This is a genomic window from Salmonella sp. 741265073_HBA (genome assembly GCF_046569105.1).
GTDB lineage: Bacteria > Pseudomonadota > Gammaproteobacteria > Enterobacterales > Enterobacteriaceae > Salmonella > Salmonella enterica.
Map to the genome: position 1 here is coordinate 242,371 of NZ_JBKFRY010000003.1, position 26,035 is coordinate 268,405.

Annotated in this window: 26 protein-coding genes and 1 other annotated feature; of the genes, 14 read left to right on the forward strand and 12 right to left on the reverse strand. The window is 52.8% G+C overall.

Annotated features, from left to right (window positions below):
- Window positions 1-6: 6 nt before the first annotated feature.
- On the reverse strand, window positions 7-315 hold the full coding sequence (locus tag ACLD3P_RS06045) for a LapA family protein (protein WP_000876301.1): 309 nt from the start codon (window positions 313-315) through the stop codon (window positions 7-9).
- A gap of 149 nt (window positions 316-464) precedes the next feature.
- Window positions 465-1,229, reverse strand: a complete 765-nt coding sequence (gene pgpB, locus ACLD3P_RS06050) for a phosphatidylglycerophosphatase B (RefSeq protein ID WP_000948636.1) — start codon at window positions 1,227-1,229, stop codon at window positions 465-467.
- Window positions 1,230-1,424: 195 nt separating this feature from the next.
- On the opposite strand from pgpB, the gene ribA reads away from it, so the two are divergent.
- Window positions 1,425-2,015 (forward strand): GTP cyclohydrolase II, encoded by a 591-nt coding sequence (ribA, locus tag ACLD3P_RS06055; RefSeq protein WP_001176284.1) that lies wholly within the window; start codon window positions 1,425-1,427, stop codon window positions 2,013-2,015.
- A 55-nt stretch (window positions 2,016-2,070) separates the two neighbouring features.
- Here the strand turns inward: ribA and acnA are convergent, their stop codons facing one another.
- From acnA to topA, 5 genes are all read right to left on the reverse strand, one after another.
- Complete coding sequence (gene acnA / locus ACLD3P_RS06060) at window positions 2,071-4,746, reverse strand: aconitate hydratase AcnA (protein ID WP_039589662.1); 2,676 nt, start codon at window positions 4,744-4,746, stop codon at window positions 2,071-2,073.
- 182 nt (window positions 4,747-4,928) lie between these two features.
- Window positions 4,929-5,021, reverse strand: a complete 93-nt coding sequence (gene ymiC, locus ACLD3P_RS06065; RefSeq protein WP_223148964.1) for a small membrane protein YmiC — start codon at window positions 5,019-5,021, stop codon at window positions 4,929-4,931.
- Window positions 5,022-5,301: 280 nt separating this feature from the next.
- Window positions 5,302-5,442, reverse strand: a complete 141-nt coding sequence (locus tag ACLD3P_RS06070; protein WP_213083417.1) for a YmiA family putative membrane protein — start codon at window positions 5,440-5,442, stop codon at window positions 5,302-5,304.
- A 280-nt stretch (window positions 5,443-5,722) separates the two neighbouring features.
- A complete protein-coding gene (cysB, locus tag ACLD3P_RS06075) occupies window positions 5,723-6,697 on the reverse strand; it encodes an HTH-type transcriptional regulator CysB (RefSeq protein WP_000776233.1) in 975 nt (324 codons plus the stop codon).
- Between the two features lie 403 nt (window positions 6,698-7,100).
- Entirely contained in the window at window positions 7,101-9,698 is a 2,598-nt protein-coding gene (topA, locus tag ACLD3P_RS06080; protein WP_411006410.1) for a type I DNA topoisomerase, read from the reverse strand.
- A gap of 402 nt (window positions 9,699-10,100) precedes the next feature.
- On the opposite strand from topA, the gene ACLD3P_RS06085 reads away from it, so the two are divergent.
- Entirely contained in the window at window positions 10,101-10,352 is a 252-nt protein-coding gene (locus ACLD3P_RS06085) for a YciN family protein (RefSeq protein WP_000548616.1), read from the forward strand.
- 41 nt (window positions 10,353-10,393) lie between these two features.
- Here ACLD3P_RS06085 and sohB read toward each other — a convergent pair whose 3' ends face one another.
- Window positions 10,394-11,440 carry a protease SohB gene (sohB, locus tag ACLD3P_RS06090; protein WP_000422082.1) on the reverse strand — a complete coding sequence of 349 codons (1,047 nt, stop codon included), beginning with the start codon at window positions 11,438-11,440 and terminating at the stop codon, window positions 10,394-10,396.
- Between the two features lie 237 nt (window positions 11,441-11,677).
- Between sohB and ACLD3P_RS06095 the strand changes: the two genes are divergently transcribed.
- Both ACLD3P_RS06095 and cobO read left to right on the forward strand, forming a co-directional pair.
- Window positions 11,678-12,439 (forward strand): YciK family oxidoreductase, encoded by a 762-nt coding sequence (locus ACLD3P_RS06095; protein ID WP_000559309.1) that lies wholly within the window; start codon window positions 11,678-11,680, stop codon window positions 12,437-12,439.
- Entirely contained in the window at window positions 12,436-13,026 is a 591-nt protein-coding gene (cobO, locus tag ACLD3P_RS06100; RefSeq protein WP_001278865.1) for a cob(I)yrinic acid a,c-diamide adenosyltransferase, read from the forward strand. The genes ACLD3P_RS06095 and cobO overlap by 4 nt, the downstream gene beginning before the upstream one ends.
- Window positions 13,027-13,112: 86 nt before the next feature.
- Here the strand turns inward: cobO and rluB are convergent, their stop codons facing one another.
- The 3 genes from rluB to rnm form a co-directional block, all read right to left on the reverse strand.
- Window positions 13,113-13,988 carry a 23S rRNA pseudouridine(2605) synthase RluB gene (rluB, locus tag ACLD3P_RS06105; RefSeq protein WP_001291233.1) on the reverse strand — a complete coding sequence of 292 codons (876 nt, stop codon included), beginning with the start codon at window positions 13,986-13,988 and terminating at the stop codon, window positions 13,113-13,115.
- A gap of 100 nt (window positions 13,989-14,088) precedes the next feature.
- The gene (locus tag ACLD3P_RS06110; RefSeq protein WP_000077250.1) at window positions 14,089-14,709 is read right to left on the reverse strand and encodes an L-threonylcarbamoyladenylate synthase; all 621 of its coding nucleotides are present in this window, start codon (window positions 14,707-14,709) and stop codon (window positions 14,089-14,091) included.
- 7 nt (window positions 14,710-14,716) lie between these two features.
- Window positions 14,717-15,598 carry a PHP domain-containing protein gene (rnm, locus tag ACLD3P_RS06115; RefSeq protein ID WP_411006409.1) on the reverse strand — a complete coding sequence of 294 codons (882 nt, stop codon included), beginning with the start codon at window positions 15,596-15,598 and terminating at the stop codon, window positions 14,717-14,719.
- Window positions 15,599-15,719: 121 nt separating this feature from the next.
- On the opposite strand from rnm, the gene trpL reads away from it, so the two are divergent.
- From trpL to ACLD3P_RS06165, 10 genes are all read left to right on the forward strand, one after another.
- Window positions 15,720-15,764, forward strand: a complete 45-nt coding sequence (gene trpL, locus ACLD3P_RS06120; protein ID WP_010989026.1) for a trp operon leader peptide — start codon at window positions 15,720-15,722, stop codon at window positions 15,762-15,764.
- Window positions 15,741-15,836, forward strand: a sequence feature (Trp leader region). It overlaps the preceding gene by 24 nt.
- 22 nt (window positions 15,837-15,858) lie before the next feature.
- Entirely contained in the window at window positions 15,859-17,421 is a 1,563-nt protein-coding gene (trpE, locus tag ACLD3P_RS06125) for an anthranilate synthase component I (RefSeq protein WP_411006408.1), read from the forward strand.
- Entirely contained in the window at window positions 17,421-19,016 is a 1,596-nt protein-coding gene (gene trpD / locus ACLD3P_RS06130; RefSeq protein ID WP_411006407.1) for a bifunctional glutamine amidotransferase/anthranilate phosphoribosyltransferase, read from the forward strand. The genes trpE and trpD overlap by 1 nt, the downstream gene beginning before the upstream one ends.
- 3 nt (window positions 19,017-19,019) lie before the next feature.
- Window positions 19,020-20,378: a bifunctional indole-3-glycerol-phosphate synthase TrpC/phosphoribosylanthranilate isomerase TrpF gene (trpCF, locus tag ACLD3P_RS06135; protein ID WP_411006406.1), complete on the forward strand. Its 1,359-nt coding sequence runs from the start codon at window positions 19,020-19,022 to the stop codon at window positions 20,376-20,378.
- A 9-nt stretch (window positions 20,379-20,387) separates the two neighbouring features.
- On the forward strand, window positions 20,388-21,581 hold the full coding sequence (gene trpB, locus ACLD3P_RS06140) for a tryptophan synthase subunit beta (RefSeq protein ID WP_000209485.1): 1,194 nt from the start codon (window positions 20,388-20,390) through the stop codon (window positions 21,579-21,581).
- Window positions 21,581-22,387, forward strand: a complete 807-nt coding sequence (gene trpA / locus ACLD3P_RS06145) for a tryptophan synthase subunit alpha (protein WP_411006405.1) — start codon at window positions 21,581-21,583, stop codon at window positions 22,385-22,387. Before trpB ends, trpA begins: the two co-directional genes overlap by 1 nt.
- Window positions 22,388-22,866: 479 nt before the next feature.
- A complete protein-coding gene (locus tag ACLD3P_RS06150) occupies window positions 22,867-23,049 on the forward strand; it encodes a general stress protein (protein WP_000807657.1) in 183 nt (60 codons plus the stop codon).
- Window positions 23,050-23,138: 89 nt separating this feature from the next.
- Window positions 23,139-23,642 (forward strand): ferritin-like domain-containing protein, encoded by a 504-nt coding sequence (locus ACLD3P_RS06155; RefSeq protein WP_023219046.1) that lies wholly within the window; start codon window positions 23,139-23,141, stop codon window positions 23,640-23,642.
- Window positions 23,643-23,715: 73 nt separating this feature from the next.
- Window positions 23,716-24,222, forward strand: coding sequence for a ferritin-like domain-containing protein (locus tag ACLD3P_RS06160; RefSeq protein WP_001109977.1), 507 nt, complete (start codon window positions 23,716-23,718; stop codon window positions 24,220-24,222).
- Between the two features lie 19 nt (window positions 24,223-24,241).
- Complete coding sequence (locus tag ACLD3P_RS06165; protein WP_411006404.1) at window positions 24,242-25,120, forward strand: manganese catalase family protein; 879 nt, start codon at window positions 24,242-24,244, stop codon at window positions 25,118-25,120.
- A gap of 81 nt (window positions 25,121-25,201) precedes the next feature.
- Here ACLD3P_RS06165 and ompW read toward each other — a convergent pair whose 3' ends face one another.
- The gene (gene ompW, locus ACLD3P_RS06170; protein ID WP_000714799.1) at window positions 25,202-25,840 is read right to left on the reverse strand and encodes an outer membrane protein OmpW; all 639 of its coding nucleotides are present in this window, start codon (window positions 25,838-25,840) and stop codon (window positions 25,202-25,204) included.
- Window positions 25,841-26,035 lie beyond the last annotated feature (195 nt).

Consider the following 26,035-nt stretch of genomic DNA (forward strand, 5'->3'; position numbering starts at 1 on the left):
AAATGATTATTCCTTTACAACCGACGAATCGGCAGGGACCGCAACGTCGGTTGCTGGCGAAAGCTTGTTTTCCAGTCGTTTAATTTTACGTTCAGCACGGGCAAGGGAAACGCGGACCCGCAGCCAGAACAGGCCGCAAATCAGCCAGCCAATCGCAAAACCGACGGCGAACAACACAGCAAGCAACGTGGAGATACGATACTCCCCTTGCGCCAGCAGGTAGTTAAACGTCACCTGTTGATCATTCTGCGCGCCCAGCGTCACCGAAATAACAAAAATCGCCAATACCAGTAAGAAAATGAGTAAATATTTCACATTACTTCCCGTTATGTGGTTTGCGCGAATAAATCGTGTCCAACTTACCGCATCCAGCCTTCTAAATTACCATTTTCCCGCCTCGCGCGAAATGGAAATGCGCCCGCCATCAGATGATTTAAGGGCAATAGTCAGAAAATCAACCGTTGTCAGCTTTCCTGCTCGCGTTCAGCAATTTCTTGCGCTTCTTCACGAGGCGGCATAAGCGGCCCGCAAATTCGCTGCGCCAGCCAGGTCGCCAGGGTAACTAATAGCCAGGAGATAAGCGTGGCGACCACTAAATCTCGCGGCCAGTGCATTCCCAGAAGCAAACGGCTGCCCATTACGCCGGTCGCCCAGACTAACAAAAACGCGATGGTGAAAGTCCGTCTGCGCGGCCATAACAGACCCACGGCCAAAAGCGCCCAGCTCGCTGCAAACATGGTGTGTCCGGAGGGAAACGCAAAGCCCGTCTCTTTTTGCCAGTGCTGACGCAGGAAAACGGGGATGTTCTGTTGCCCGGCCAACTGCTCTTTCACTAAATGTCCGCGTTCTGTACGCTTTAAAGTGTAGAACTCATCGACGGGAATATGGTGCGTTTTTTCAAGCCAGACCACAAATGGCCGCGGCTCCTGTACGCGCTCCTTTACCCATGACTTCACGCCCTGCCCGACGATAATCGCCCCGCCGAGAATCGCAAACAGCATAATGGCGGCGCGCAGGCGAAATCGCAGGCACCATAAGAACCATCCACAAAGAATCACATGCGTGATAACGCCCCAGGGTTTGGTCACGGTTTCCGTTATCCAGAATAGCGTTTTTAGCCACCAGACCTGATGTCCTGGCTGCCACTGCCAGCCTGATACCCATACGGCAAGCGGCATGATAAGCAACAGGGCGGCTCCTGCCGCGGTGCGCTTCGCAATTGAAAGCATGGATGCTCCTTTTATAAGTAAGTATCACAATCATAACTGAAAATTCTCGCCGGACTGGAAAATTGACAAATTTGTGCCATTCCTGAGCAATTACGTGGTAGTGATTAGGTGATGACCGCCGCCTTATGGCAAAATAGCGGGATACAATCCAACAGGCGACGACACCGCAGGCGTCAGCATAATCTGGAGAAATACATGCAGCTTAAACGTGTGGCAGAAGCCAAACTGCCAACCCCATTGGGTGACTTTCTGATGGTGGGATTTGAAGAACTGGCAACCGGACACGACCATGCCGCGCTGGTTTTTGGCGATATTTCAGGTAAAACGCCGGTCTTGGCTCGCGTTCATTCCGAATGTCTTACCGGGGACGCGCTTTTTAGTCTGCGCTGTGATTGTGGTTTTCAACTGGAAGCCGCGCTGACGCATATTGCGGAAGAAGGACGCGGTATTCTGATTTACCACCGTCAGGAAGGCCGCAATATCGGCCTGCTTAATAAAATTCGCGCTTATGCGTTACAGGATCAAGGCTATGACACGGTGGAGGCCAATCATCAGCTCGGCTTTGCCGCCGATGAGCGTGATTTCACCCTGTGCGCGGATATGTTCAAATTACTCGGCGTGGATGAAGTTCGCCTGCTGACCAATAATCCGAAGAAAGTCGAAATACTGACCGAGGCGGGAATTAATATCGTGGAACGCGTTCCGCTCATTGTGGGTCGTAATCCAAATAATGAGCATTATCTCGATACTAAAGCGGCCAAAATGGGCCACCTGCTAAGCAAGTAAGCCACCGGTATTAAAGCGCGGGCCTGCCTGTTTACGGCAGGCCCGATAAACGGCTTTAGTTCAGCATATTTCTAATGACATAGTGCAATATGCCGTCATTCTGGTAGTAAGTCAGCTCGGTGGCGGTATCAATGCGACAGCGACAAGGCACCGTTTCTTTGCTGCCGTCCGCTCTCGTTAACATAACCGGAATGGTCGCGCCAGGGCGCAGATTTTGCAGATCCGCGATATCAATCACCTCTTCCCCGGTCAGTCCCAGCGTTTTACGCGTTACGCCCTGTGGAAACTCCAGCGGCAGGATCCCCATCCCAATCAGGTTTGAGCGGTGGATACGTTCGAACGACTCGGCGATCACCACGCGAATACCTAACAGCCGCGGGCCTTTTGCCGCCCAGTCACGGCTCGATCCTGACCCATACTCTTTCCCGGCAATTACCGCCAGCGGCGTTTTTTCTTGCTGGTAGAGCATCGCGGCATCATAAATCGACATCGCTTCCGTACCCGGCAAATGCCGCGTCATCCCACCTTCGACGCCGGGCAGCATTTCGTTGCGAATACGAATATTGGCGAACGTACCGCGCATCATCACTTCATGGTTGCCGCGCCGTGATCCATAAGAGTTAAAATCCTTCCGCTCAACGCCGTGGTTTTGCAGATAGCGTCCGGCGGGACTGTCCGGCTTGATACTGCCGGCCGGAGAAATATGGTCGGTCGTTACCGAATCCCCCAGCATCGCCAGGATACGCGCGCCGTGGATATCTTTGACGGGCGCAGGCTGGGCCTGCATTTCATCAAAGAAAGGCGACAGGCGAATATAGGTTGAATCCGACTGCCAGCCGTAGGTATCGGACGATTCAACCTGAATCGATTTCCATTCTTCCGTGCCCTCAAACACTTCCGCATACTCTTTACGGAACATATCCGATGATACCAGTTCAACGGCGCGGGCAATTTCCTGCGCTGAAGGCCAGATATCCTTCAGGTATACCGGATCGCCTTTACGATCGTACCCCAGCGGGTCTGTCGCGAGGTTAATATTCATGTTTCCGGCCAGCGCATACGCGACCACCAGCGGCGGCGACGCCAGCCAGTTCGTTTTCACCAGCGGATGGATACGCCCTTCAAAATTTCGGTTACCGGAAAGCACGGCCCCTACCGTCAGATCGCCTTTTTTAATCGCGGTCTCAATAGGCTCCGGCAACGGACCGGAGTTCCCGATACAGGTCGTACAGCCATAACCGACCAGGTTAAAACCGAGTTCATCCAGATAAGGCGTAAGTTTGGCCTGCGCCAGATAGTCAGATACCACTTTTGACCCCGGCGCCAGAGAAGCCTTGACCCACGGTTGACGCTTCAACCCCAGCGTTACTGCTTTTTTCGCCAGTAATCCCGCCGCCATCAGCACGCTGGGATTCGAGGTATTCGTGCAGGAGGTGATGGCGGCAATGACGACAGCGCCATCCGGAAGCTGATATGGCTGTCCGTTCATCGTATAGTCAACCGGCTGGCGATCTCTTTGCGCGGTATTCAGCTCCAGCTCGGCGCTGGCGGCAAAGGCTTTCGGCACATCGCCTAACGCCACGCGATCCTGTGGGCGTTTCGGCCCGGCCAGGCTGGCCTCGACATCGCCCATATCCAGTTCCAGCGTACTGGTAAATACTGGTTCATCACCGGGATTGCGCCACATTCCCTGCGCCTTCGCGTAGGTTTCAACCAGCTCGACCAGATCGTCGCTACGTCCGCTTAATCGCATATATTCCAGGGTGATGGCGTCAATAGGGAAGAAACCACAGGTTGCGCCATATTCCGGCGACATATTAGCGATGGTCGCGCGATCCGCCAACGGCAGCGAATCCAGACCATCACCATAAAATTCAACAAATTTACCCACGACGCCATGCTTACGCAGCATTTGCGTGACGGTTAGCACCAGGTCAGTGGCAGTGATCCCCTCCCGAAGTTTACCGGTTAACTTAAAGCCGACGACATCCGGGATAAGCATCGACACGGGCTGACCAAGCATCGCCGCTTCCGCTTCAATACCGCCCACGCCCCACCCCAATACGCCCAGACCATTAATCATGGTCGTATGGGAGTCAGTCCCCACCAGCGAGTCCGGGTAAGCAATCCACTCCCCGTCCTGTAATTCGCTCCAGACGGCTTTACCCAGGTATTCCAGGTTAACCTGATGGCAAATGCCGGTGCCGGGCGGCACCACGCTGAAACGGCTGAATGCCTGCTTTCCCCATTTCAGGAACATATAACGCTCATGGTTACGTTCCATTTCCAGCCGCACGTTTTCTTCAAACGCATCGTCATCGCCGAAATGATCGACCGTCACAGAGTGGTCAATAACCAGATCAACCGGCGATAACGGGTTCACTTTCGACGTATCGCCGCCGAGGCGTTTAACGGCTTCACGCATCGCCGCCAGGTCGACAACGGCAGGCACGCCGGTAAAGTCCTGCATCAGGACACGGGCGGGCCGCCAGGCAATTTCACGATCGGCATGGGCATTTTTAAGCCAACCGGCCAGCGCCTGAATATCTTCATCAGTCACAGATTCGCCGTCCTGCCAGCGCAACAGGTTTTCCAGTAACACTTTAAGTGATTTGGGCAAACGGGCGATATCGCCCAGGGATTTGGCAGCCAGCGGCAGACTGTAGTAATGATACGTTTTATCTTTGGCCTGCAATGTATCCTTACTGGCTTCTCGTAGGGTTGACGACATAGCTCCTCCTTAAATGACAGGGTTGCGTTACCCTGATTCTCCACAGGGTTGTATTAAAGATAACACAAACAAAATGTAACGTTTTGATAACAACCCAAATTGCTAAAAGAGGAGAAACCTAACAGGCGAGGAGCGAAGATGAAAAAGCCCGATAAATAGCGCATTATCGGGCTTTGACGAGATTAGACGGCAATCCAGATTAACTCGGCCCAGAACAGTAGCGATAATATAAACGCGCCAGTCCATGACCAATACTTTATATTTGACGTTAACATAGGCGACACCAACTGTGTTTAATCAATACTGAGAGGCGCTCAGCACACGGTTGCTGCGGTGTAATAAGACAGCGTTAATAAAACAATAACGCCAATAAAAAGACGGATATTATTTTTGTGACACCTCATCAGCAAAAGCATCAATAAATGCCCGCTGCTGCGGTGTGAGCGTCCAGTGTTGCGGAACAGACCGAAAAACGGTCGTATTCGGGGTGTTATCATCGTCACAAGATTGAATCGGGGGCGCGACCACGCGCTCGCGTTCCGACGTAATGCTCACTTAGCCCCACCAATGCCAGATAACAAGCGCTACCACTACCCAGAACAGCGCAGAACCCACAAAAACCGCCAGCCATGCTTTACGTTTGAGCTCAGGGTCGCGGCGCGGTTCCTGGTTTTCAGAAGGCATTACTAACCTCATGCTATCGGTATCACTTATCATTTCAGCACCAAACAATCGGTACAATTAATCATCAGATGAGACAAATCCTAAATAAACTTTAGTCAAAAATCCAGTCAATTTACGAATCGTTGCCAGTGAATAAATCAATCTTTTGACTCAAGATAACTATTTGGAAAAAGAAACTGGCGGGACGGGTAATTCAACACTATTTTGCTGATCATTACCCGTAATACTTTGAGGGATATTGCAAAAAGCGGCTTTGTCTGCCATGCCACTACGACGCAAACCGACGGTGCTATTACTTTTCAGGCAGCTTTATATCCTGAAACATCGCTTCAATTTCTTCATTAGAACGCAACGCCACCGCCGTATCCACCACATCACGCGTCAGATGCGGCGCAAAACGCTGGATAAAATCATACATATAACTGCGTAAAAAAGTACTACGGCGAAAACCAATTTTTGTGGTGCTGTGGCTAAAAATATCGTGCGCGTCAATCCGCACTAAATCAGGATCGGCAAGCGGATCGACCGCCATGCTGGCAATGACGCCAACGCCCAGTCCCAACCTGACATACGTTTTAATCACATCCGCATCGGTTGCAGTAAAGACGATCCGCGGCGTTAATCCTGCGCGATTAAAAGCGGTATCCAGTTCGGAACGCCCGGTAAAGCCGAAGGTATACGTCACCAGCGGATACTGCGCCAGCGCTTCAATCGTTACGGAAGACGTTGCCGCCAATGGATGATCCGGCGTCACCACTATCGAACGGTTCCAGTGATAGCATGGCAACATCACCAGATCGTCATATAAATGCAGCGCTTCCGTGGCAATCGCGAAATCGGCGTTCCCTTTCGATACCGCTTCCGCAATCTGCGTTGGCGACCCCTGGTGCATATGCAGCGAAACGCGCGGGTAACGCTCGATGAAGCCTTTAATCACGCCTGGCAATGCGTAACGCGCCTGAGTATGGGTAGTCGCAATATAGAGCGAGCCTTTATCCGGCCAGGTATGCTCGCCGGCGACCGACTTAATGGCATCGACTTTGGAAAGCACCTCACGCGCAATACGAATAATCTCCTGTCCTGCGGGCGTCACCTGAGTCAGATGCTTACCGCTGCGGGCGAAAATCTGGATGCCAAGCTCATCTTCCAGCATCCTAACCTGCTTGCTGATCCCCGGCTGGGAAGTATACAACCCCTCAGCGGTAGAGGAGACGTTAAGGTTATGATTAACCACTTCAACAATGTAACGAAGCTGCTGCAATTTCATAATACATCATCCAGATTAGCGCCATCAGGCCATCGTTTATCTGCAGACTTAATCGGGCTGCTAATACGATTTAATAATAAAAAAGGTGTTAACTATAACCACTATATCATTTATATCTGAACTGTATAGCCAGCGCGATAAAATAATAAGGCCGCTATACCCAAAATAATTCGAGTGCTTAAAGGCGGCAAGAGAGTGAGTCCCCAGGAGCATAAGGTGACTGGGATGAGCGACAAATCTGCCGGGAGCAGATTTGAACGTCGCGTGCGACGGCCCGTCAGGACGAGGCCCATGGATGGGCCGAGTAATCCGTAGCCAACACATCAGCCACTTGAAATATGAAGGGTATATAAAAAAGGGCCGCTTACGCGGCCCGCTTGACTATAGTGGCGACAGGCAGGGATTATTTCTTGCCTTCAACCCACTTGCCGTCGACGAAGAACGCTGACCATCCCGTCGCCTTCCCGTCTTTTTCCGCCGCAACGTACTGCTGTTTTGTTTTGCGGCTAAAGCGAACAACGGTTTTATTGCCTTCCGGATCCTGCTGCGGCGCATCCGCCAGATAACGCAGTTTTTCCGGCAGGCGATCGCGGAACCGGTATAGCTCCTCGACTAATGGCGCGCGCGTTTCGCGTGATTTCGGGAACGTATTGGCCGCCAGGAATATCCCTGCGGCGCCATCGCGCAGCACAAAGTACGCGTCCGATTTTTCACACGGCAGTTCCGGCAATGGAACAGGATCTTCCTTCGGCGGCGCAACTTCGCCGTTACGCAAGATCTTACGGGTATTTTTACATTCGTCGTTAGTACAGGCCATGTACTTACCAAAACGCCCCATTTTCAGGTGCATTTCGGAACCACATTTCTCACACTCAACGATCGGGCCGTCATACCCTTTGATGCGGAACTCGCCTTCTTCAATATCGTAGCCGTCACAGGTCGGGTTATTACCACACACATGCAATTTACGCTTCGGATCGATCAGATAGCTGTCCATCGCCGTACCGCACTTCTGACAGCGACGTTTGGCGCGCAGGGCGTTGGTTTCGGCGTCGTCGCCTTCCAGCACGTTCAGAACTTCATTTTCCGGCACCAGGTTAATGGTCGTTTTACAACGCTCTTTCGGCGAAAGCGCATAACCTGAACATCCAAGGAAAACCCCCGTACTGGCAGTACGAATTCCCATTTTACGGCCACAGGTTGGACAGTCGATGCTGGTCAGCACCATCTGGTTAGGGCGCATCCCCCCTTCTTCCGGATCTTTCTCGGCTTTATCGAGCTGCTGAGTAAAATCGCTGAAGAAGTTATCCAGTACCGCTTTCCACTCGGCCTGGTGATTTGCAACCTGATCCAGACTATCTTCCATCTGCGCGGTAAAATCGTAGTTCATCAATTCGCGGAAGTTTTCTTCCAGCCGATCGGTGACGATTTCACCCATTTTTTCCGCATAGAAGCGACGGTTTTCAACACGAACATAGCCGCGATCCTGAATGGTCGAGATAATCGACGCATAGGTAGACGGACGACCAATACCGCGCTTCTCAAGCTCTTTAACCAGAGAAGCCTCGCTAAACCGGGCTGGCGGTTTAGTAAAGTGCTGAGCAGGCGTCAATTCAAGTAGCGTCAGCGCATCGCCCTTATTCACGGCAGGCAATGTGCGATCTTCATCGCCTTTACGCAGCGCCGGCATCACTTTTGTCCAGCCGTCAAAGCGCAAAATACGCCCACGCGCTTTCAGACGGAATTCGCCTGCGCCAACGGTAAGCGTAGTAGAGTCATATTGTGCTGGCGTCATCTGACAGGCGACAAACTGACGCCAAATTAGTTGATACAACTTCTGCGCGTCAGCCTCCATGTCTTTCAGCGACTCCGCCATGACAGCAACGTCGGAAGGACGGATCGCTTCGTGCGCTTCCTGAGAGTTTTCTTTGCTGGCGTACTGGTTCGGGTTATCCGGCAGGTATTTCTTGCCGAAATTATCGCCAATATAACCACGCACCATGTTGACCGCATCCTGACTCAGGTTGGTGGAGTCTGTACGCATATAGGTGATGTAGCCCGCCTCATACAGACGCTGCGCCATCATCATGGTTTTCTTCACGCCAAAGCCCAGCCGGGTGCTGGCCGCCTGTTGTAGCGTGGAGGTGATAAACGGCGCGCCAGGTTTGCTGCTGGTCGGTTTGTCTTCACGCTCCAGTACGCTATAGCGCGCTTTTTCCAGCAAGCTGACGGCGGCAAGCGTCTGCTCGCGATTTACCGGCCGGAATGGCTTGTCGTTCTGATGCGTGACCTGTAGCGGTAGCGCCTCGCCAGACGGCGTCGTCGTATTAGCGTCAATTTCCCAGAACTCTTCCGGAACAAACGCTTTAATCTCGCGCTCGCGCTCAACGACCAGACGGACCGCGACAGACTGAACGCGACCTGCCGACAAACCACGGGCGATCTTTTTCCACAGCAGCGGCGAGACCATATAGCCTACCACGCGGTCCATAAAGCGGCGCGCTTGCTGGGCGTTGACCCTGTTAATGTTCAGCTCGCCCGGCTGTTCAAACGCCTGGCGAATGGCATTTTTGGTTATTTCGTTAAAGACTACGCGACTGTAGCGCGCGTCATCGCCGCCGATCACTTCCCGCAGGTGCCATGCAATGGCTTCCCCTTCGCGGTCAAGGTCGGTTGCGAGATAGATGTGGTCGGCTTTTTCCGCCAACTGTTTCAGTTCAGAGACGACCTTCTCTTTACCGGGCAGCACTTCATAGTGCGCATCCCAGTTGTGCCACGGATCAACCCCCATACGGTTGACGAGAGCGCCACGTTCATCCTTTTTGGGCTTTTTAGCCGTTTTGGTGGAGGTAGAGTCGGCGCTCTTTTTAGCTGCTGAGCCACTGGTCGGCAAATCACGGATATGACCCACGCTGGATTTCACCACGTAGTCATTACCCAGATACTTGTTGATCGTTTTGGCTTTTGCCGGGGACTCAACGATGACAAGAGCTTTACCCATATTCACCTTTACCTAAGTTGATTCTTCCAGGAATGCGTCGCACGTTGATTCACCTTCCACTGGCGACGAGACAACGATATATGGTCTCTGCGTCTGCGGATATCAACCCCTTGTACTGGCTTTGTGTACGAAATGTAACCCTCAGGTGACTGAGTTAACAGGCTTTTTTGCACACACGCGCTATAGCACGACGGAATTTTGGTCGAATGTCAAGCAATTCTGTTGCCAGATTGACGAAAGCGTCACACTGTACCTGATAAAATTCGATACGCAACTTTATTAGCATGCAAAAACAAATCTTGCCAGTGAACGCAACATGACAAATCCATCAATTTCCTGTGAGAATATTTGCCCATCAGAAGTGCTCAGCGTAGACTAATCTCCTTGTTTAAGGAGTAAAAAATGCATAAAGAGACGCAACCTATCGATCGCGAAACACTGTTGCTTGAAGCCAACAAAATTATTCGGGAACATGAAGACACGATGGCAGGTATTGTCGCCACCGGCGTAACGCAGAGAAATGGCGTGCTGGTTTTCAGCGGCGATTACTTTTTAGACGAGCAAGGGTTACCGACCCCTAAAAGCACCGCGGTGTTTAACATGTTTAAACACCTGGCGCATGTGCTGTCTGAGAAGTATCACCTGGTTGATTAATCCATGCCGGATGGCACTGAATGCCATCCGGCAATAGCGGTTTACATCAACGGCTTTTGTCCACGCTGCCACCAGCGCAGCAGCAGCCGATCCGCGCTTTCCGCCGCGCTGCCGGTAACACGATCGATCAGTTTTTTACGCTGCATATAGCGCACATTCAGCACCTCGCGCCCTTCCATCAGGCCGAGAATAACCTCATCGCTGGTGTTAATCTCATCAACCAGCCCCTTCTCCAGCGCCTGCTGACCGTACCAGTGTTCGCCCGTAGCGACCTGTTCAATGTCCAGAGCCGGACGCATCCGTTGCACAAACTCTTTGAACAGATGGTGCGTTTCGTTGAGATCTTCACGAAACTTCTGCCGCCCTTCTTCCGTATTCTCGCCTAACAATGTCAGGGTACGTTTGTACTGCCCTGCGGTATGCAGTTCAATATCAATGTCTTTACTTTTGAGAAAGCGGTTAAAGTTCGGAATTTGCGCGACAACACCAATTGACCCCACAATAGCGAACGGCGCCGCAATAATTTTTTCCGCCACGCAGGCCATCATGTAGCCTCCGCTTGCCGCGACTTTATCCACCGTCACGGTCAGCGGAATATTTTTATCGCGCAGGCGCTGCAATTGCGATGCCGCCAGGCCATAGCCATGCACAACGCCGCCGGGGCTTTCCAGACGCACAACCGCCCGATCGCCGGGTTTCGCCACTGCCAGCACCGCCGTGACCTCTTCGCGTAACGCATTAACTTCGTGAGCGTCCATACTGCCTTTGAAATCTATCACCCATACGCGCGGTTTGTCCGATGTCGCAATGTCCCCCAGCTTCGCTTTCGCTTTGGCGGCTTTCGCCTCCTGCTTATGCTTTTTTTTCTGCGCTTTATGCCACAGTTTTTGCTGATGGCCATCCATCAACGCCGCAGCAAGGTCATCCTTCATCTCCTGATACTGCTCGCTCAAATTGGTCACGCGCAGCTCGCCGCGCTGACGTTTGCGTTGCGTAGCATTCACGATCAGCAACACAATGACGGCAATGGCCACCACAACAGTGACGATTTTTGCCAAAAATAAGCCATATTCAGACAACAATTCCACGACTCCCACCTTGATTAAATAACGCGACTTGCGCTCAGTGTACAACAGGCATCGAAGCCAGTCTCTCTTCATCCGTATGCCTGTTGAGGAAGAAAAAGTATGACAAGACGTTCATTTTACGGCGTTATCGCCCCTGTCTGATTGAAAAAAAAGGCGCTTTCAGGCATAAACCCGAAAAGTTAACGCGAAGATAAGACAACCTGGCAGGACGGTGCACCACGCCGTTGAGGAGTAGCCATGCATTACCAACCGAAACAAGATCTATTGCAAAACCGCATTATTCTGGTCACTGGCGCCAGCGATGGCATTGGGCGGGAAGCCGCGCTTACGTATGCGCGTTACGGCGCAACGGTGATTCTGCTGGGACGCAACGAAGAGAAACTGCGTCGGGTCGCGCAGCACATTGCTGACGAGCAACATGTTCAACCACAGTGGTTTACGCTCGATCTGCTGACCTGCACCGCTGAAGAGTGCCGGCAAGTGGCCGACCGCATCGCCGCGCACTATCCCCGCCTGGATGGCGTCCTGCACAATGCCGGGTTACTGGGGGAAATCGGTCCAATGAGCGAACAAGATCCGCAGATCTGGCAGGATGTCATGCAGGTAAACGTTAACGCCACCTTTATGCTCACCCAGGCGCTGTTACCGTTATTATTGAAGTCCGATGCCGGCTCGCTGGTCTTTACGTCATCAAGCGTTGGCCGTCAGGGACGCGCCAACTGGGGCGCCTATGCCACCTCGAAGTTTGCTACTGAAGGAATGATGCAGGTGCTGGCGGACGAATACCAGAACCGCTCTCTGCGTGTTAACTGCATTAACCCGGGCGGCACGCGCACCGGTATGCGCGCCAGCGCCTTTCCGACGGAAGATCCACAGAAATTAAAAACGCCTGCCGATATTATGCCGCTTTACCTGTGGCTTATGGGCGACGACAGTCGCCGTAAAACCGGTATGACCTTTGACGCCCAACCGGGCCGTAAACCAGGAATCGCCCAATGAGTGATGAACGTTATCAGCAGCGCCAGCAGAAGGTAAAAGATCGGGTTGACGCCCGCGTCGCCCAGGCACAGGAAGAGCGCGGTATTATTATCGTGTTTACTGGCAATGGTAAGGGCAAAACCACGGCGGCTTTCGGGACTGCCGCCCGTGCCGTAGGACACGGTAAAAGCGTAGGCGTGGTGCAATTTATTAAGGGCACCTGGCCCAACGGCGAGCGTAATCTGCTGGAACCGCATGGCGTCGAATTTCAGGTGATGGCAACGGGATTTACCTGGGAGACGCAAAATCGCGAGGCAGACACCGCAGCATGTATGGCCGTTTGGCAGCATGGGAAAAGGATGCTGGCCGACCCGCTGCTTGATATGGTGGTACTGGATGAGCTGACCTATATGGTGGCGTATGACTATTTGCCGCTGGAAGAGGTCATAAGCGCGCTAAACGCGCGCCCTGGTCACCAGACGGTGATTATTACAGGTCGCGGCTGTCATCGGGATATTCTTGATCTTGCGGATACCGTCAGCGAACTGCGTCCGGTTAAACATGCTTTCGACGCGGGCGTAAAAGCCCAGATGGGAATTGATTATTAACCGTAGGCCGGATTAAGGCGTTTGCGCCGCCATCCGGCACAAACCCTCTTGTCTGATGATTCTCGGCCTATAGACCGTGGTAGAGATTACCCGTTGTTATTACGCCCACCGGAGCGGCGTCCGCCAGCTATCTGGCTGTGGCGTTTTACCGCCCGACGGATCTGGTTCGCTTTCATACGACGACGGTCTTTTTCGACGGCAACCTTCGACGAGGTTTCCGGCGGGAGCTCTACCAGACCACGCAGATAGTTCGTTTGCGCGAGGTCGAGCTCAGTCCAGCCGCCGCGCGGCAGGCCTTTCGGCAGCGGGATATCGCCGTAACGAACGCGGATCAGACGGCTGACCTGAACACCTACCGCTTCCCACAGTCGGCGAACTTCGCGGTTGCGCCCTTCCGTCAGCGTTACGTTATACCACTGGTTAATGCCTTCGCCGCCGCTGAATTTAATGGTCTTAAATGCCGCCGGACCATCTTCCAACTGTACGCCACGGCTTAAATCACGCAGTTTCGATTCATCCACCTGACCGAACACGCGCACGGCATATTCACGTTCAACTTCACGACTAGGGTGCATCAGGCGGTTCGCCAGTTCACCGTCGGTGGTAAACAACAATAGCCCGCAGGTGTTGACATCCAGACGTCCTACCGCAATCCACCGCGCGCCGCGCAGTTTCGGTAAGCGATCAAAAACGGTTGGCCGCCCTTCAGGGTCATTGCGGGTACACAGTTCACCTTCTGGTTTGTAATAGGCCAGAACGCGGCAAATTTGTTCCGCCGACTCTTTCACCGAAATCAGGTGACCGTCGATACGGATTTTCAAACCGGGAGTGACTTCAACACGATCGCCAAGCGTGGCGATTTTACCGTCAACGCTGACACGTCCCGCTTCAATAATGGATTCGATTTCACGGCGAGAGCCGTGGCCAGCGCGCGCCAGCACTTTTTGTAACTTTTCGCTCATAGAGCTTCCTTCAAGTGTCGCCTTCACAGGCGTCGAACAGGAGAATGAACGGCGCGTTGCCGCGCCATTTTAAGGCCGCGTAGTATACAGGCTTACACCCTTATAAGAAAGGTGTAACGTCGCCGACGCCTTCGCGCAGCACCACCGGGGAGTCATTGGTCAAATCGATTACCGTGGTAGGCTGTTGACCGAGGTAACCGCCGTGGATGATCAGATCCACCTGCTTCTCCAGCCGATCTTTAATCTCCTCCGGGTCCGACTCGGTAAAGTCGCTGCCAGGCAGCATCAACGACGTCGAGAGCATTGGTTCGCCCAGCGTATCCAATAACGCCAGCGCAATCGGGTTTGACGGTACGCGCAGGCCGATAGTTTTACGCTTTTCCTGCAACAGACGGCGCGGCACCTCTTTTGTTCCCTTCAGGATAAAGGTGTAGTTACCCGGCGTATTGTTTTTCATCAGACGAAATGCCACGTTGTCGACGTAGGAGTAGGTTGACAACTCGGACAAATCGCGGCACATCAGCGTGAAGTTGTGGCCGTCCGGCAGATGACGGATGCGGCAAATGCGCTCCATTGCGCCTTTGTCTTCAATTTTACAACCAAGGGCATAGCCGGAATCGGTTGGATAAACAATAACACCGCCTTTACGCACAATGTCGACGGCCTGATTAATCAGCCGTTGCTGTGGGTTATCCGGATGGATATAAAAAAACTGGCTCATACTTCCCTCACTGTGATATTTGCGGCTGTTCCCATGACTGCCATACGCCTTCAACGCCAGCGGGCAGCCAGAGTTTACGCCCCAACTCAATCCACGGGCAGGGCTGATGGAAATCAGATCCAAGCGATGCCCATAAATGATGCTGACGCGCAAGCGTCGCCAGTTGGGTGCGTTCATTGGGCGATTGTTGGCACTGCGCCACTTCCATCGCGTCGCCGTGATGGTCGGCAAAATGCGCCACTAATCTTTTCAGCCACTTAGCGCTAAGGTCGTAGCGTCCCGGGTGGGCCAACACCGCCTTACCGCCAGAATGATGAATGACATCAATAGCTTGTTCTATTGTACACCACTGCGGCGGAACGTAACCGGTTTTCCCACGCGCGAGATATTTTTTAAAAACATCCGCCATGGTCGCGGCTTTGCCGCACTCCACCAGAAAGCGGGCGAAGTGGCCGCGCGTCACCGCGCCGCCATTGGCCAGTCTCAATGCCCCTTCCCACGCGCCGGGAATATGAGCTTTTTCCAGACGCTCCGCAATGAGCCGACCACGCGCCTGACGCCGATGTGTCTGCTGCGCCAGAAAATCGCGCATTGCCGGGTGCGCAATATCAATATTCAGACCCACAATGTGAATCTCATGATTCTCCCAGATCGTTGAAATCTCCACGCCGGGAATAAGATTCAGGGCCAGCCCGGAACGTGAAATTTCTTCTCTTGCCGCAGGAATCGCAGCTGTGGTGTCATGATCGGTAATCGCCAGCGTGCCGACTCGCATCTCTACCGCACGGTGTACTAATGTTTCTGGCGTCAACAGTCCATCGGACGCCGTGGTATGACTGTGCAGATCGTAAATCACTGCGTAATTCGTGTCGCTCAAGGCGGCTCCCATAGAGATAAAGGTATGTCATGTACATCATAACGGTTCCGGCAAATATACTGAAATAGGTGTTGACATTATTCCATCGAACTAGTTAACTAGTACGAAAGTTCACATGAAGAGGGTATCTAAAATGGCAGCGACATTTGCATTACACGGTTGGTGGCGCACTTCCTGATAGCGGGCGGTGTATGAACAGCTGTAATCAGCCAAACGATACCCGGCCCGCCTGTTAAGCGGGCTTTTTTTTGAACAAAATAATGAGAATAACCATGCAAACACCAAAACCCACGCTCGAACTGTTGACCTGCGATGCCGCCTACCGGGAAAACCCAACGGCGCTTTTTCACCAGGTCTGCGGCGATCGCCCAGCAACGCTGCTGCTGGAGTCCGCAGATATCGACAGTAAAGACGATTTAAAAAGCCTGCTGCTGGTAGATAGTGCGCTGCGCATTACCGCTCTAGGTGACACTGTCACTATTCAGGCGTTATCTGATAATGGCGCCTCGTTATTGCCGCTACTGGATACCGCCCTGCCCGCTGGCGTGGAGAACGAAGTCCTGCCTGCCGGTCGCATTCTACGCTTTCCGCCCGTCAGCCCATTATTAGATGAAGACGCCCGTTTATGCTCTCTGTCGGTATTTGATGCGTTCCGCCTGTTACAGGGGGTGGTGAACATACCGACGCAAGAGCGGGAGGCTATGTTTTTCGGCGGTCTGTTTGCCTACGACCTGGTCGCTGGCTTTGAAGCGCTGCCACACCTTGAGGCTGGCAATAACTGCCCGGACTACTGCTTTTATTTAGCGGAAACGCTAATGGTGATAGATCATCAGAAAAAAAGCACCCGTATTCAGGCCAGTCTGTTCACCGCCAGTGACCGGGAAAAACAGCGCCTGAACGCCCGCCTGGCCTACCTTAGCCAACAGTTAACCCAGCCTGCGCCGCTGTTGCCGGTCACGCCGGTGCCGGACATGCGCTGCGAATGCAATCAAAGCGATGACGCGTTCGGCGCGGTGGTACGCCAGTTGCAAAAAGCCATCCGCGCGGGGGAGATATTTCAGGTGGTGCCGTCGCGCCGCTTTTCACTGCCCTGCCCGTCGCCGTTGGCTGCCTACTACGTGCTGAAAAAGAGCAACCCCAGCCCGTATATGTTCTTTATGCAGGATAATGATTTCACGCTTTTCGGCGCGTCGCCGGAAAGCTCGCTGAAATATGACGCCACCAGCCGTCAGATTGAAATTTACCCCATCGCGGGTACCCGTCCACGCGGTCGCCGCGCCGATGGTACGCTGGACAGAGATCTCGACAGCCGTATTGAGCTGGACATGCGTACCGACCATAAAGAGCTTTCCGAACATCTGATGCTGGTCGATCTGGCGCGCAATGACCTGGCGCGCATCTGTACGCCGGGCAGTCGCTACGTTGCCGATCTGACAAAAGTTGACCGCTATTCGTACGTGATGCATCTGGTTTCCCGGGTAGTGGGCGAACTGCGTCACGATCTCGACGCGCTGCACGCCTATCGCGCCTGCATGAACATGGGCACCCTGAGCGGCGCGCCAAAAGTACGCGCCATGCAGTTGATTGCCGATGCGGAAGGACAGCGCCGCGGCAGCTATGGCGGCGCTGTCGGTTACTTCACCGCCCACGGCGATCTGGACACCTGTATTGTTATCCGCTCCGCGCTGGTGGAGAACGGTATCGCCACCGTACAGGCGGGCGCCGGAATTGTGCTGCACTCTGTTCCGCAGTCTGAAGCCGATGAAACCCGTAATAAAGCGCGCGCCGTATTGCGTGCTATCGCCACCGCGCATCATGCACAGGAGACCTTCTGATGGCTGATATTCTGCTGCTCGATAACATCGACTCGTTTACCTGGAACCTGGCAGATCAGCTACGGACCAACGGTCATAACGTGGTGATTTACCGTAACCATATTCCGGCACAGACGCTTATCGATCGCCTGGCGACAATGAAAAATCCGGTGCTAATGCTCTCCCCCGGTCCGGGCGTTCCCAGCGAGGCAGGCTGTATGCCGGAGCTGCTGACCCGACTACGCGGCAAGTTACCGATCATCGGCATTTGTTTGGGGCATCAGGCGATTGTCGAAGCTTACGGCGGTTATGTCGGTCAGGCGGGAGAAATCCTGCATGGCAAAGCCTCCAGCATTGAGCATGACGGTCAGGCGATGTTCGCCGGGCTGGCGAATCCGCTACCGGTCGCGCGTTATCATTCGCTGGTCGGCAGTAATGTTCCTGCCGGGCTAACCATTAACGCCCATTTCAACGGCATGGTGATGGCGGTACGTCATGATGCGGATCGCGTTTGCGGTTTTCAATTTCATCCTGAGTCCATCCTGACGACACAGGGCGCGCGTCTACTGGAGCAAACATTAGCCTGGGCGCAGCAAAAGCTGGAGCCGACCAACACCCTACAGCCGATTCTGGAGAAACTCTATCAGGCGCAAACTCTGACGCAACAAGAGAGCCATCAGTTGTTTTCGGCGGTCGTCCGCGGCGAACTTAAGCCTGAACAGCTCGCCGCCGCGCTGGTGAGCATGAAAATTCGCGGCGAGCATCCCAATGAAATTGCCGGCGCCGCCACTGCGTTGCTGGAAAATGCCGCCCCGTTCCCGCGCCCGGACTATCTGTTTGCGGATATCGTTGGTACCGGCGGCGATGGCAGTAACAGTATCAATATCTCTACCGTCAGCGCCTTTGTCGCGGCGGCCTGTGGACTGAAAGTGGCGAAACACGGCAACCGTAGCGTGTCCAGCAAATCGGGGTCATCCGATCTGCTGGCGGCGTTCGGCATTAATCTGGATATGAACGCCGATAAATCACGCCAGGCGTTAGATGAACTGGGCGTCTGTTTCCTGTTTGCGCCGAAATATCACACCGGATTCCGTCACGCGATGCCGGTTCGCCAACAGTTAAAAACGCGAACCCTGTTCAACGTACTCGGCCCGCTGATCAACCCGGCGCATCCGCCGCTGGCATTGATTGGCGTCTATAGCCCGGAACTGGTGCTACCGATTGCGGAAACCTTACGGGTACTGGGCTATCAGCGCGCGGCGGTGGTACATAGCGGCGGCATGGATGAGGTTTCGCTCCATGCGCCGACGATTGTCGCGGAGCTGCATGATGGCGAAATTAAAAGCTATCAACTTACGGCGGAGGATTTTGGCCTGACGCCTTACCATCAGGATCAGTTGGCTGGCGGCACACCGGAAGAAAACCGTGACATTCTGACGCGGTTATTACAAGGTAAAGGCGATGCCGCGCATGAGGCCGCCGTCGCCGCCAACGTGGCGATGCTGATGCGTCTGCATGGTCAGGAAGATCTCAAAGCCAACGCGCAAACCGTGCTTGATGTTCTGCGCAACGGCACCGCATATGACAGAGTCACCGCACTGGCGGCGAGAGGGTAAATAATGCAAACCGTTTTAGCGAAAATCGTCGCAGACAAGGCGATTTGGGTAGAAGCCCGCAAACAGCAACAGCCGCTGGCCAGTATTCAAAATGAGATCCAGCCAAGTACACGCCATTTTTATGATGCGCTCCAGGGCGCGCGTACCGCCTTTATTCTGGAGTGTAAGAAAGCATCGCCATCAAAAGGCGTGATTCGCGATGATTTCGATCCGGCGCGTATTGCCAGTATTTATCAACATTACGCCTCGGCGATCTCGGTGCTCACCGACGAAAAATATTTTCAGGGGAGCTTCGATTTTCTGCCGGTCGTTAGCCAAAGCGCGCCGCAGCCGATTCTGTGTAAGGATTTTATTATCGATCCCTATCAGATCTACCTTGCCCGTTACTATCAGGCCGATGCCTGTTTACTGATGCTCTCGGTTCTGGATGACGAACAGTATCGCCAACTCTCCGCCGTCGCGCACAGTCTGAAAATGGGCGTGCTCACGGAGGTCAGTAATGACGAAGAACGGGAGCGCGCGATAGCGTTAGGCGCAAAAGTGGTAGGTATCAACAATCGCGATCTGCGCGATCTGTCGATTGATTTGAATCGCACCCGCCAGCTGGCGCCAAAACTGGGCCACGGCGTGACTGTCATCAGCGAGTCCGGGATTAACACCTATGGTCAGGTACGCGAACTGAGCCACTTCGCCAACGGTTTTTTAATTGGCTCCGCGTTAATGGCGCATGACGATCTTAACGCCGCCGTCCGTCGCGTGCTGCTTGGCGAGAATAAAGTCTGCGGCCTGACCCGCGCCCAGGACGCTAAAGCGGCCTGTGACGCTGGTGCAATATATGGCGGGTTGATTTTTGTACCCTCATCTCCGCGCGCAGTGAGCGTTGAGCAGGCGCGAGAAGTGATAAGCGCCGCGCCATTGCAGTATGTCGGCGTTTTCCAGGACGCTGATATCGCCGATGTTTGCCAGAAAGCTGCCGTCCTGCCGCTTTCTGCCGTACAGCTACATGGCAGCGAAGACCAGGCGTATGTCAACGCGCTGCGCGAGGCGTTGCCGCGCAATGTGCAAATCTGGAAGGCGCTGAGCGTTAGCGATGCCCTTCCCGCACGCGATTACCACCATGTCGATAAATACATTTTCGACAATGGGCAAGGCGGTAGCGGGCAGCGCTTCGACTGGTCACTGCTACAGGGGCAACCGCTGGATAATGTGTTACTGGCGGGCGGGCTGGCGGCCGATAATTGCGTCCAGGCGGCGCAAGTCGGCTGTGCCGGTCTCGATTTTAATTCAGGTGTGGAGTCACAGCCGGGCATCAAAGATGCTCGTCTTCTGGCCTCGGTTTTTCAGACATTGCGCGCATATTAAGGAAAAAACATGACAACACTTCTCAACCCCTACTTTGGTGAATTCGGCGGCATGTATGTGCCGCAGATCCTGATGCCTGCGCTGAACCAGCTTGAAGAGGCCTTCGTCAGCGCGCAAAAAGATCCTGAATTTCAGGCGCAATTCGCCGATCTGCTAAAAAACTACGCGGGACGCCCCACCGCGCTGACGAAATGCCAGAACATTACCGCCGGTACGCGTACCACGTTGTATTTAAAGCGCGAAGATTTACTGCACGGCGGCGCACACAAAACCAATCAGGTACTGGGTCAGGCGCTGCTGGCCAAACGGATGGGGAAAAGCGAGATTATCGCTGAAACCGGCGCCGGTCAGCACGGCGTCGCCTCTGCGCTCGCCAGCGCCCTGCTGGGTCTGAAATGCCGTATCTATATGGGTGCCAAAGACGTTGAGCGCCAGTCGCCGAACGTCTTCCGTATGCGTCTGATGGGCGCTGAGGTTATCCCGGTTCATAGCGGCTCCGCTACGCTAAAAGATGCCTGTAACGAGGCGCTGCGCGACTGGTCCGGTAGTTACGAAACCGCGCACTATATGCTCGGCACGGCGGCAGGACCGCATCCCTATCCCACCATCGTTCGCGAGTTCCAACGCATGATTGGCGAAGAGACGAAAGCGCAAATCCTCGACAAAGAGGGCCGTCTGCCAGATGCCGTTATCGCTTGCGTCGGCGGCGGCTCAAACGCTATCGGGATGTTTGCGGATTTTATTAATGATACCAGCGTCGGGCTAATAGGCGTTGAACCTGGCGGTCACGGTATTGAAACCGGCGAGCATGGCGCGCCGCTTAAACATGGTCGCGTTGGCATCTATTTCGGGATGAAAGCGCCGATGATGCAAACAGCAGACGGGCAAATTGAAGAGTCCTATTCCATTTCCGCCGGGCTCGATTTCCCATCCGTTGGGCCGCAACATGCGTACCTGAACAGCATCGGACGCGCGGATTATGTCTCCATTACCGATGATGAGGCGCTGGAAGCCTTCAAAACGTTGTGCCGCCATGAGGGAATTATCCCGGCGCTGGAATCCTCCCACGCGTTGGCGCACGCTCTGAAAATGATGCGCGAGCAGCCGGAAAAAGAGCAACTGCTGGTGGTCAATCTCTCTGGCCGCGGTGATAAAGACATCTTTACCGTACACGATATCCTGAAAGCGCGAGGGGAAATCTGATGGAACGCTACGAAAATTTATTTGCACAGCTCAACGATCGCCGGGAAGGCGCTTTTGTCCCCTTCGTGACTCTGGGCGACCCTGGCATTGAACAGTCACTGAAAATTATCGACACACTGATTGACGCTGGCGCCGACGCTCTGGAACTGGGTGTTCCCTTCTCCGATCCGCTGGCCGATGGCCCTACCATCCAGAATGCGAACTTACGCGCCTTCGCCGCTGGCGTCACGCCGGCTCAGTGTTTTGAAATGCTGGCGCTGATTCGTGAAAAACACCCGACCATTCCGATTGGCCTGCTAATGTACGCGAATCTGGTGTTCAATAACGGCATAGATACGTTCTATGCCCGCTGTGAACAGGTTGGCGTAGATTCCGTGCTGGTCGCAGATGTCCCGGTTGAAGAATCGGCCCCCTTCCGCCAGGCGGCGTTACGGCATAATATCGCGCCGATCTTCATCTGCCCGCCAAATGCGGATGACGATCTTCTGCGCCAGGTCGCATCTTACGGCCGCGGTTACACCTACCTGCTTTCGCGTTCGGGCGTCACCGGCGCGGAAAACCGTGGCGCATTGCCGTTGCATCATCTCATTGAGAAGCTTAAAGAGTACCATGCCGCGCCTGCGTTACAGGGCTTCGGTATCTCCTCGCCGGAACAGGTGTCTGCGGCCGTGCGTGCCGGGGCGGCTGGCGCTATCTCCGGCTCAGCCATTGTCAACATTATCGAGAAAAACCTCGCGTCTCCCGAACAGATGTTGGCGGAGCTCAGGTCCTTTGTCTCAGCGATGAAAGCCGCCAGCCGCGCATAACGGGTTAAGCCGTCAGCATAACGCTGGCGGCTTAATGAGTGGCTGGCGCCGAACCAGAATCACGATTCAGACGTACATCATCAATCTTTTTGGTGTTATTCCCCGTCCAGCTTTCAAAAAGTCTGAAGTCAATTTTTGCTAAGAAAACTCCTAATCACGCCGAAAAATTTAGCGTTTTCACGTCAATTTCCCCCGCCTTTATGTAAAGAAATGTCAACAAACAATGCATTAACGTTTTTGTGGCCGCAGATAGTGACGCTTGTTATTAATAATAATGCAAAGCATTTTCTGTTAAATCGCTTATTCTAAAAGAAAATATAGAATATATTATCTCTAAACCATTTTTTGTGCGTTATTTACGCGGTAAATCACAACTATTTCCGTCAATTTGACTAATCGGTTTAACCAACTAATTTTAATAGGGTGTCGACACGGTTAAAACCGATTTTTTCAGCAAGCAACGAGACAGGAGAAATAATATGGCCGAACATCGTGGTGGTTCAGGAAATTTCGCCGAGAATCGTGAAAAAGCATCTGAAGCGGGCCGCAAAGGCGGTCAGCATAGCGGCGGGAATTTCAAAAACGATCCGCAACGAGCTTCTGAAGCCGGTAAAAAAGGTGGTCAGAATAGTCACGGCGGACGTAAATCCGATAATTCCTGATTTACTGTAATGTAAATATAACACAGGCTTTTATCAAGCAATCTGCGAGTCTTCTGGCTCGCAGTATTTTGCCCAGGAGAATTAGATTTATGAATATTAAAACCGTTGAAGACCTTTTTATCCATCTACTTTCAGATACCTATAGTGCAGAAAAACAATTAACCAAGGCTCTTTCTAAACTAGCCAGATCCACGTCCAATGAAAAATTAAGCCAGGCCTTTCAATCTCATCTTGAAGAAACCCAGGGTCAGATTGAACGTATTGATCAGATCGTCGAATCTGAATCTGGCATTAAACTGAAAAGAATGAAATGCGTCGCTATGGAAGGGCTGATTGAAGAAGCCAATGAAGTCATCGAAAGTACGGAGAAAAACGAAGTACGCGATGCAGCGCTTATCGCCGCGGCGCAAAAAGTCGAGCATTACGAAATCGCCAGCTACGGCACGCTAGCCACCCTGGCCGAGCAGCTCGGCTATAGCAAGGCATTAAAACTGCTCAAAGAAACCCTCGACGAGGAAAAACAAACTGATTTAAAACTTACCGATTTAGCAGTCAGCAATGTTAATAAAAGTGCTGAACGCAAATCGAAATAATATTTTTAATTATCAGCTTGCATGATTCCGATTTTATTATCGGAGCAGATTATCACGCATTGAGGAATTTAAAATGAATTATACTGAACATTATCATGACTGGCTTCGTGACGCCCATGCCATGGAAAAACAGGCAGAATCGATGCTTGAATCTATGGCCAGCCGTATTGAAAATTATCCTGATATAAAAGCCAGAATTGAACAACATATTAGTGAAACCAAACATCAAATTACCATGCTCGAAGAAGTATTGGACCGTAATGGCATTTCTCGTTCGGTGTTGAAAGACTCCATGAGTAAAATGGCAGCAATGGGGCAATCTATCGGTGGCATGTTCCCTTCCGATGAAATTGTCAAAGGCTCCATTAGCGGTTATGTTTTCGAGCAGTTCGAAATTGCTTGTTATACCTCCCTGCTGGCGGCGGCAAAAAAAGCTGGTGACACGGCCTCAATTCCGACGATTGAAGCCATTCTGAAAGAAGAAATGCAAATGGCTGACTGGCTTATCAAACATATTCCGCAGACAACGGAACAATTTTTACTGCGATCTGAAGCAGATGGCGTTGAAGCCAAAAAATAAATAATAAGCAGGAGGCAATATGTTTCGACACGTAAAACAACTTCAATATACTGTGCGAGTGAGCGAACCTAATCCTGGATTAGCGAACCTGCTGCTGGAACAGTTTGGCGGCCCGCAGGGCGAACTGGCGGCCGCCTGCCGCTACTTCACGCAAGGTTTAAGCGATGATGATGCCGGTCGTAAAGAGATGTTAATGGACATCGCCACCGAGGAGCTGAGTCATCTGGAAATTATCGGCTCACTGGTAGGAATGCTTAATAAAGGCGCTAAAGGCGAGCTAGCGGAAGGCACCGAAAACGAAGCGGAACTTTATCGCTCGCTGACGCAGAATGGTAATGACAGCCATATCACCTCTCTGCTGTATGGCGGCGGCCCTGCGTTGACGAACTCCGGCGGCGTACCGTGGACCGCGGCTTATATTGATACTATCGGCGAAGTCACAGCCGATCTACGCTCAAACATCGCGGCAGAGGCGCGAGCGAAGATCATTTATGAACGCCTGATTAATCTGACCGACGATCCTGGCGTAAAAGACACGCTCAGTTTCTTAATGACCCGTGAAGTCGCGCACCAGCTCTCTTTTGAAAAAGCTCTGTATTCGATTCGTAACAACTTCCCGCCGGGTAAATTACCGCCGGTAGAACAGTATACCGACGTGTATTACAACATGTCGCAAGGCGACGATCCGCGAGGTAGCTGGAATAGTGATGAGAACTTCAACTATGTCGCAGAACCGATGCCTGCTGTTGATGGCGGCGATGGCCTGGCGACAGTGAAATTGCCGCGCGAGCAGATGGCGCTGCTCAAAGCGATGGCAGAAAGAACGAAATCGGACCCCACCGTTGATCCTCTCACTGGCGCAGAACTAGGCTGCGGCGAACCGAAAGAAGACAAGTGAGTTCCGACAAGTAAAATCCGTGTGTCATGTCCTTTTTTGACCCCGCCTGGCGGGGTCTTTTTTCGTCACAACATCACGCGATTAGAAACGATAGCCTGCCGAGAACATAAATACCCATGGGTCCAGACGCACGCTGTCATGATGCTGAACGCCGCCCATTTTATAATTGGCGGTAGTATCAATATCCATGTACCAGACAGAGGCGCCAATTAACCAGTCGCGGTTAATCAGGTAATCTACCCCAACTTGCCCTGCCGCGCCCCAGGAATCCTTAAAGCTCAGATCGGACAGCCCGGCATTTTTACCATTATCGTTAAAGTCGTTATCGAAGAAGGTGGTGTAGTTCACCCCCACGCCGACATAAGGACGCACTTTGCTGCTGGAATCGCCGAAGTACCACTGCGCCATTAACGTTGGAGGTAACAGGTGGACCGTGGCGATATCGCCCGTCGCGCCCGTACCCACCTTATGGCGGAACGGCGTAGCCGCCAGCAATTCAACCCCGATATTGTCCGTCGCCATGTAAGTGAATGTCAGGCCGAGTTGCGTGTTATTACTCACATCAAACCCGTTTAAATGCCCCAGCGTACCACCCGCCCCTTCTGTAGGTCTGACGGTTGCCGGACCTGCACGCATAAAGAATTCTCCGGCTTCGTGCGCGAACGCGCTGCCTGAGAGAAGAGTTGTTAACGCCAGTGCCGCCACTGTAAATTTTTTCATACCCGCTCCATCGTTATGGTTATAAAAGCGTGATGAATATACCCACAATGAAGTAATAAGTGATCTAACACAGATCACATTTGTTCTTATAATTTAACATTTATTGATCCAGATTAATTTAGAACTTGTATTGAAAATCCTGGTTATAGGAATTCAGATCAATTTTGACATATTCACGCTATGCAAATATTTGTC

Bases quoted from the DNA above. Each gene is read 5' to 3' on its own strand.
- pgpB (WP_000948636.1), bottom strand. From the start codon at position 1,229: ATGCTTTCAATTGCGAAGCGCACCGCGGCAGGAGCCGCCCTGTTGCTT.
- ribA (WP_001176284.1), top strand. From the start codon at position 1,425: ATGCAGCTTAAACGTGTGGCAGAAGCCAAACTGCCAACCCCATTGGGT.
- acnA (WP_039589662.1), bottom strand. From the start codon at position 4,746: ATGTCGTCAACCCTACGAGAAGCCAGTAAGGATACATTGCAGGCCAAA.
- ymiC (WP_223148964.1), bottom strand. From the start codon at position 5,021: ATGTTAACGTCAAATATAAAGTATTGGTCATGGACTGGCGCGTTTATA.
- ACLD3P_RS06070 (WP_213083417.1), bottom strand. From the start codon at position 5,442: ATGAGGTTAGTAATGCCTTCTGAAAACCAGGAACCGCGCCGCGACCCT.
- cysB (WP_000776233.1), bottom strand. From the start codon at position 6,697: ATGAAATTGCAGCAGCTTCGTTACATTGTTGAAGTGGTTAATCATAAC.
- topA (WP_411006410.1), bottom strand. From the start codon at position 9,698: ATGGGTAAAGCTCTTGTCATCGTTGAGTCCCCGGCAAAAGCCAAAACG.
- ACLD3P_RS06085 (WP_000548616.1), top strand. From the start codon at position 10,101: ATGCATAAAGAGACGCAACCTATCGATCGCGAAACACTGTTGCTTGAA.
- ACLD3P_RS06095 (WP_000559309.1), top strand. From the start codon at position 11,678: ATGCATTACCAACCGAAACAAGATCTATTGCAAAACCGCATTATTCTG.
- cobO (WP_001278865.1), top strand. From the start codon at position 12,436: ATGAGTGATGAACGTTATCAGCAGCGCCAGCAGAAGGTAAAAGATCGG.
- rluB (WP_001291233.1), bottom strand. From the start codon at position 13,988: ATGAGCGAAAAGTTACAAAAAGTGCTGGCGCGCGCTGGCCACGGCTCT.
- ACLD3P_RS06110 (WP_000077250.1), bottom strand. From the start codon at position 14,709: ATGAGCCAGTTTTTTTATATCCATCCGGATAACCCACAGCAACGGCTG.
- rnm (WP_411006409.1), bottom strand. From the start codon at position 15,598: ATGGGAGCCGCCTTGAGCGACACGAATTACGCAGTGATTTACGATCTG.
- trpE (WP_411006408.1), top strand. From the start codon at position 15,859: ATGCAAACACCAAAACCCACGCTCGAACTGTTGACCTGCGATGCCGCC.
- trpD (WP_411006407.1), top strand. From the start codon at position 17,421: ATGGCTGATATTCTGCTGCTCGATAACATCGACTCGTTTACCTGGAAC.
- trpCF (WP_411006406.1), top strand. From the start codon at position 19,020: ATGCAAACCGTTTTAGCGAAAATCGTCGCAGACAAGGCGATTTGGGTA.
- trpB (WP_000209485.1), top strand. From the start codon at position 20,388: ATGACAACACTTCTCAACCCCTACTTTGGTGAATTCGGCGGCATGTAT.
- trpA (WP_411006405.1), top strand. From the start codon at position 21,581: ATGGAACGCTACGAAAATTTATTTGCACAGCTCAACGATCGCCGGGAA.
- ACLD3P_RS06150 (WP_000807657.1), top strand. From the start codon at position 22,867: ATGGCCGAACATCGTGGTGGTTCAGGAAATTTCGCCGAGAATCGTGAA.
- ACLD3P_RS06155 (WP_023219046.1), top strand. From the start codon at position 23,139: ATGAATATTAAAACCGTTGAAGACCTTTTTATCCATCTACTTTCAGAT.
- ACLD3P_RS06160 (WP_001109977.1), top strand. From the start codon at position 23,716: ATGAATTATACTGAACATTATCATGACTGGCTTCGTGACGCCCATGCC.
- ACLD3P_RS06165 (WP_411006404.1), top strand. From the start codon at position 24,242: ATGTTTCGACACGTAAAACAACTTCAATATACTGTGCGAGTGAGCGAA.
- ompW (WP_000714799.1), bottom strand. From the start codon at position 25,840: ATGAAAAAATTTACAGTGGCGGCACTGGCGTTAACAACTCTTCTCTCA.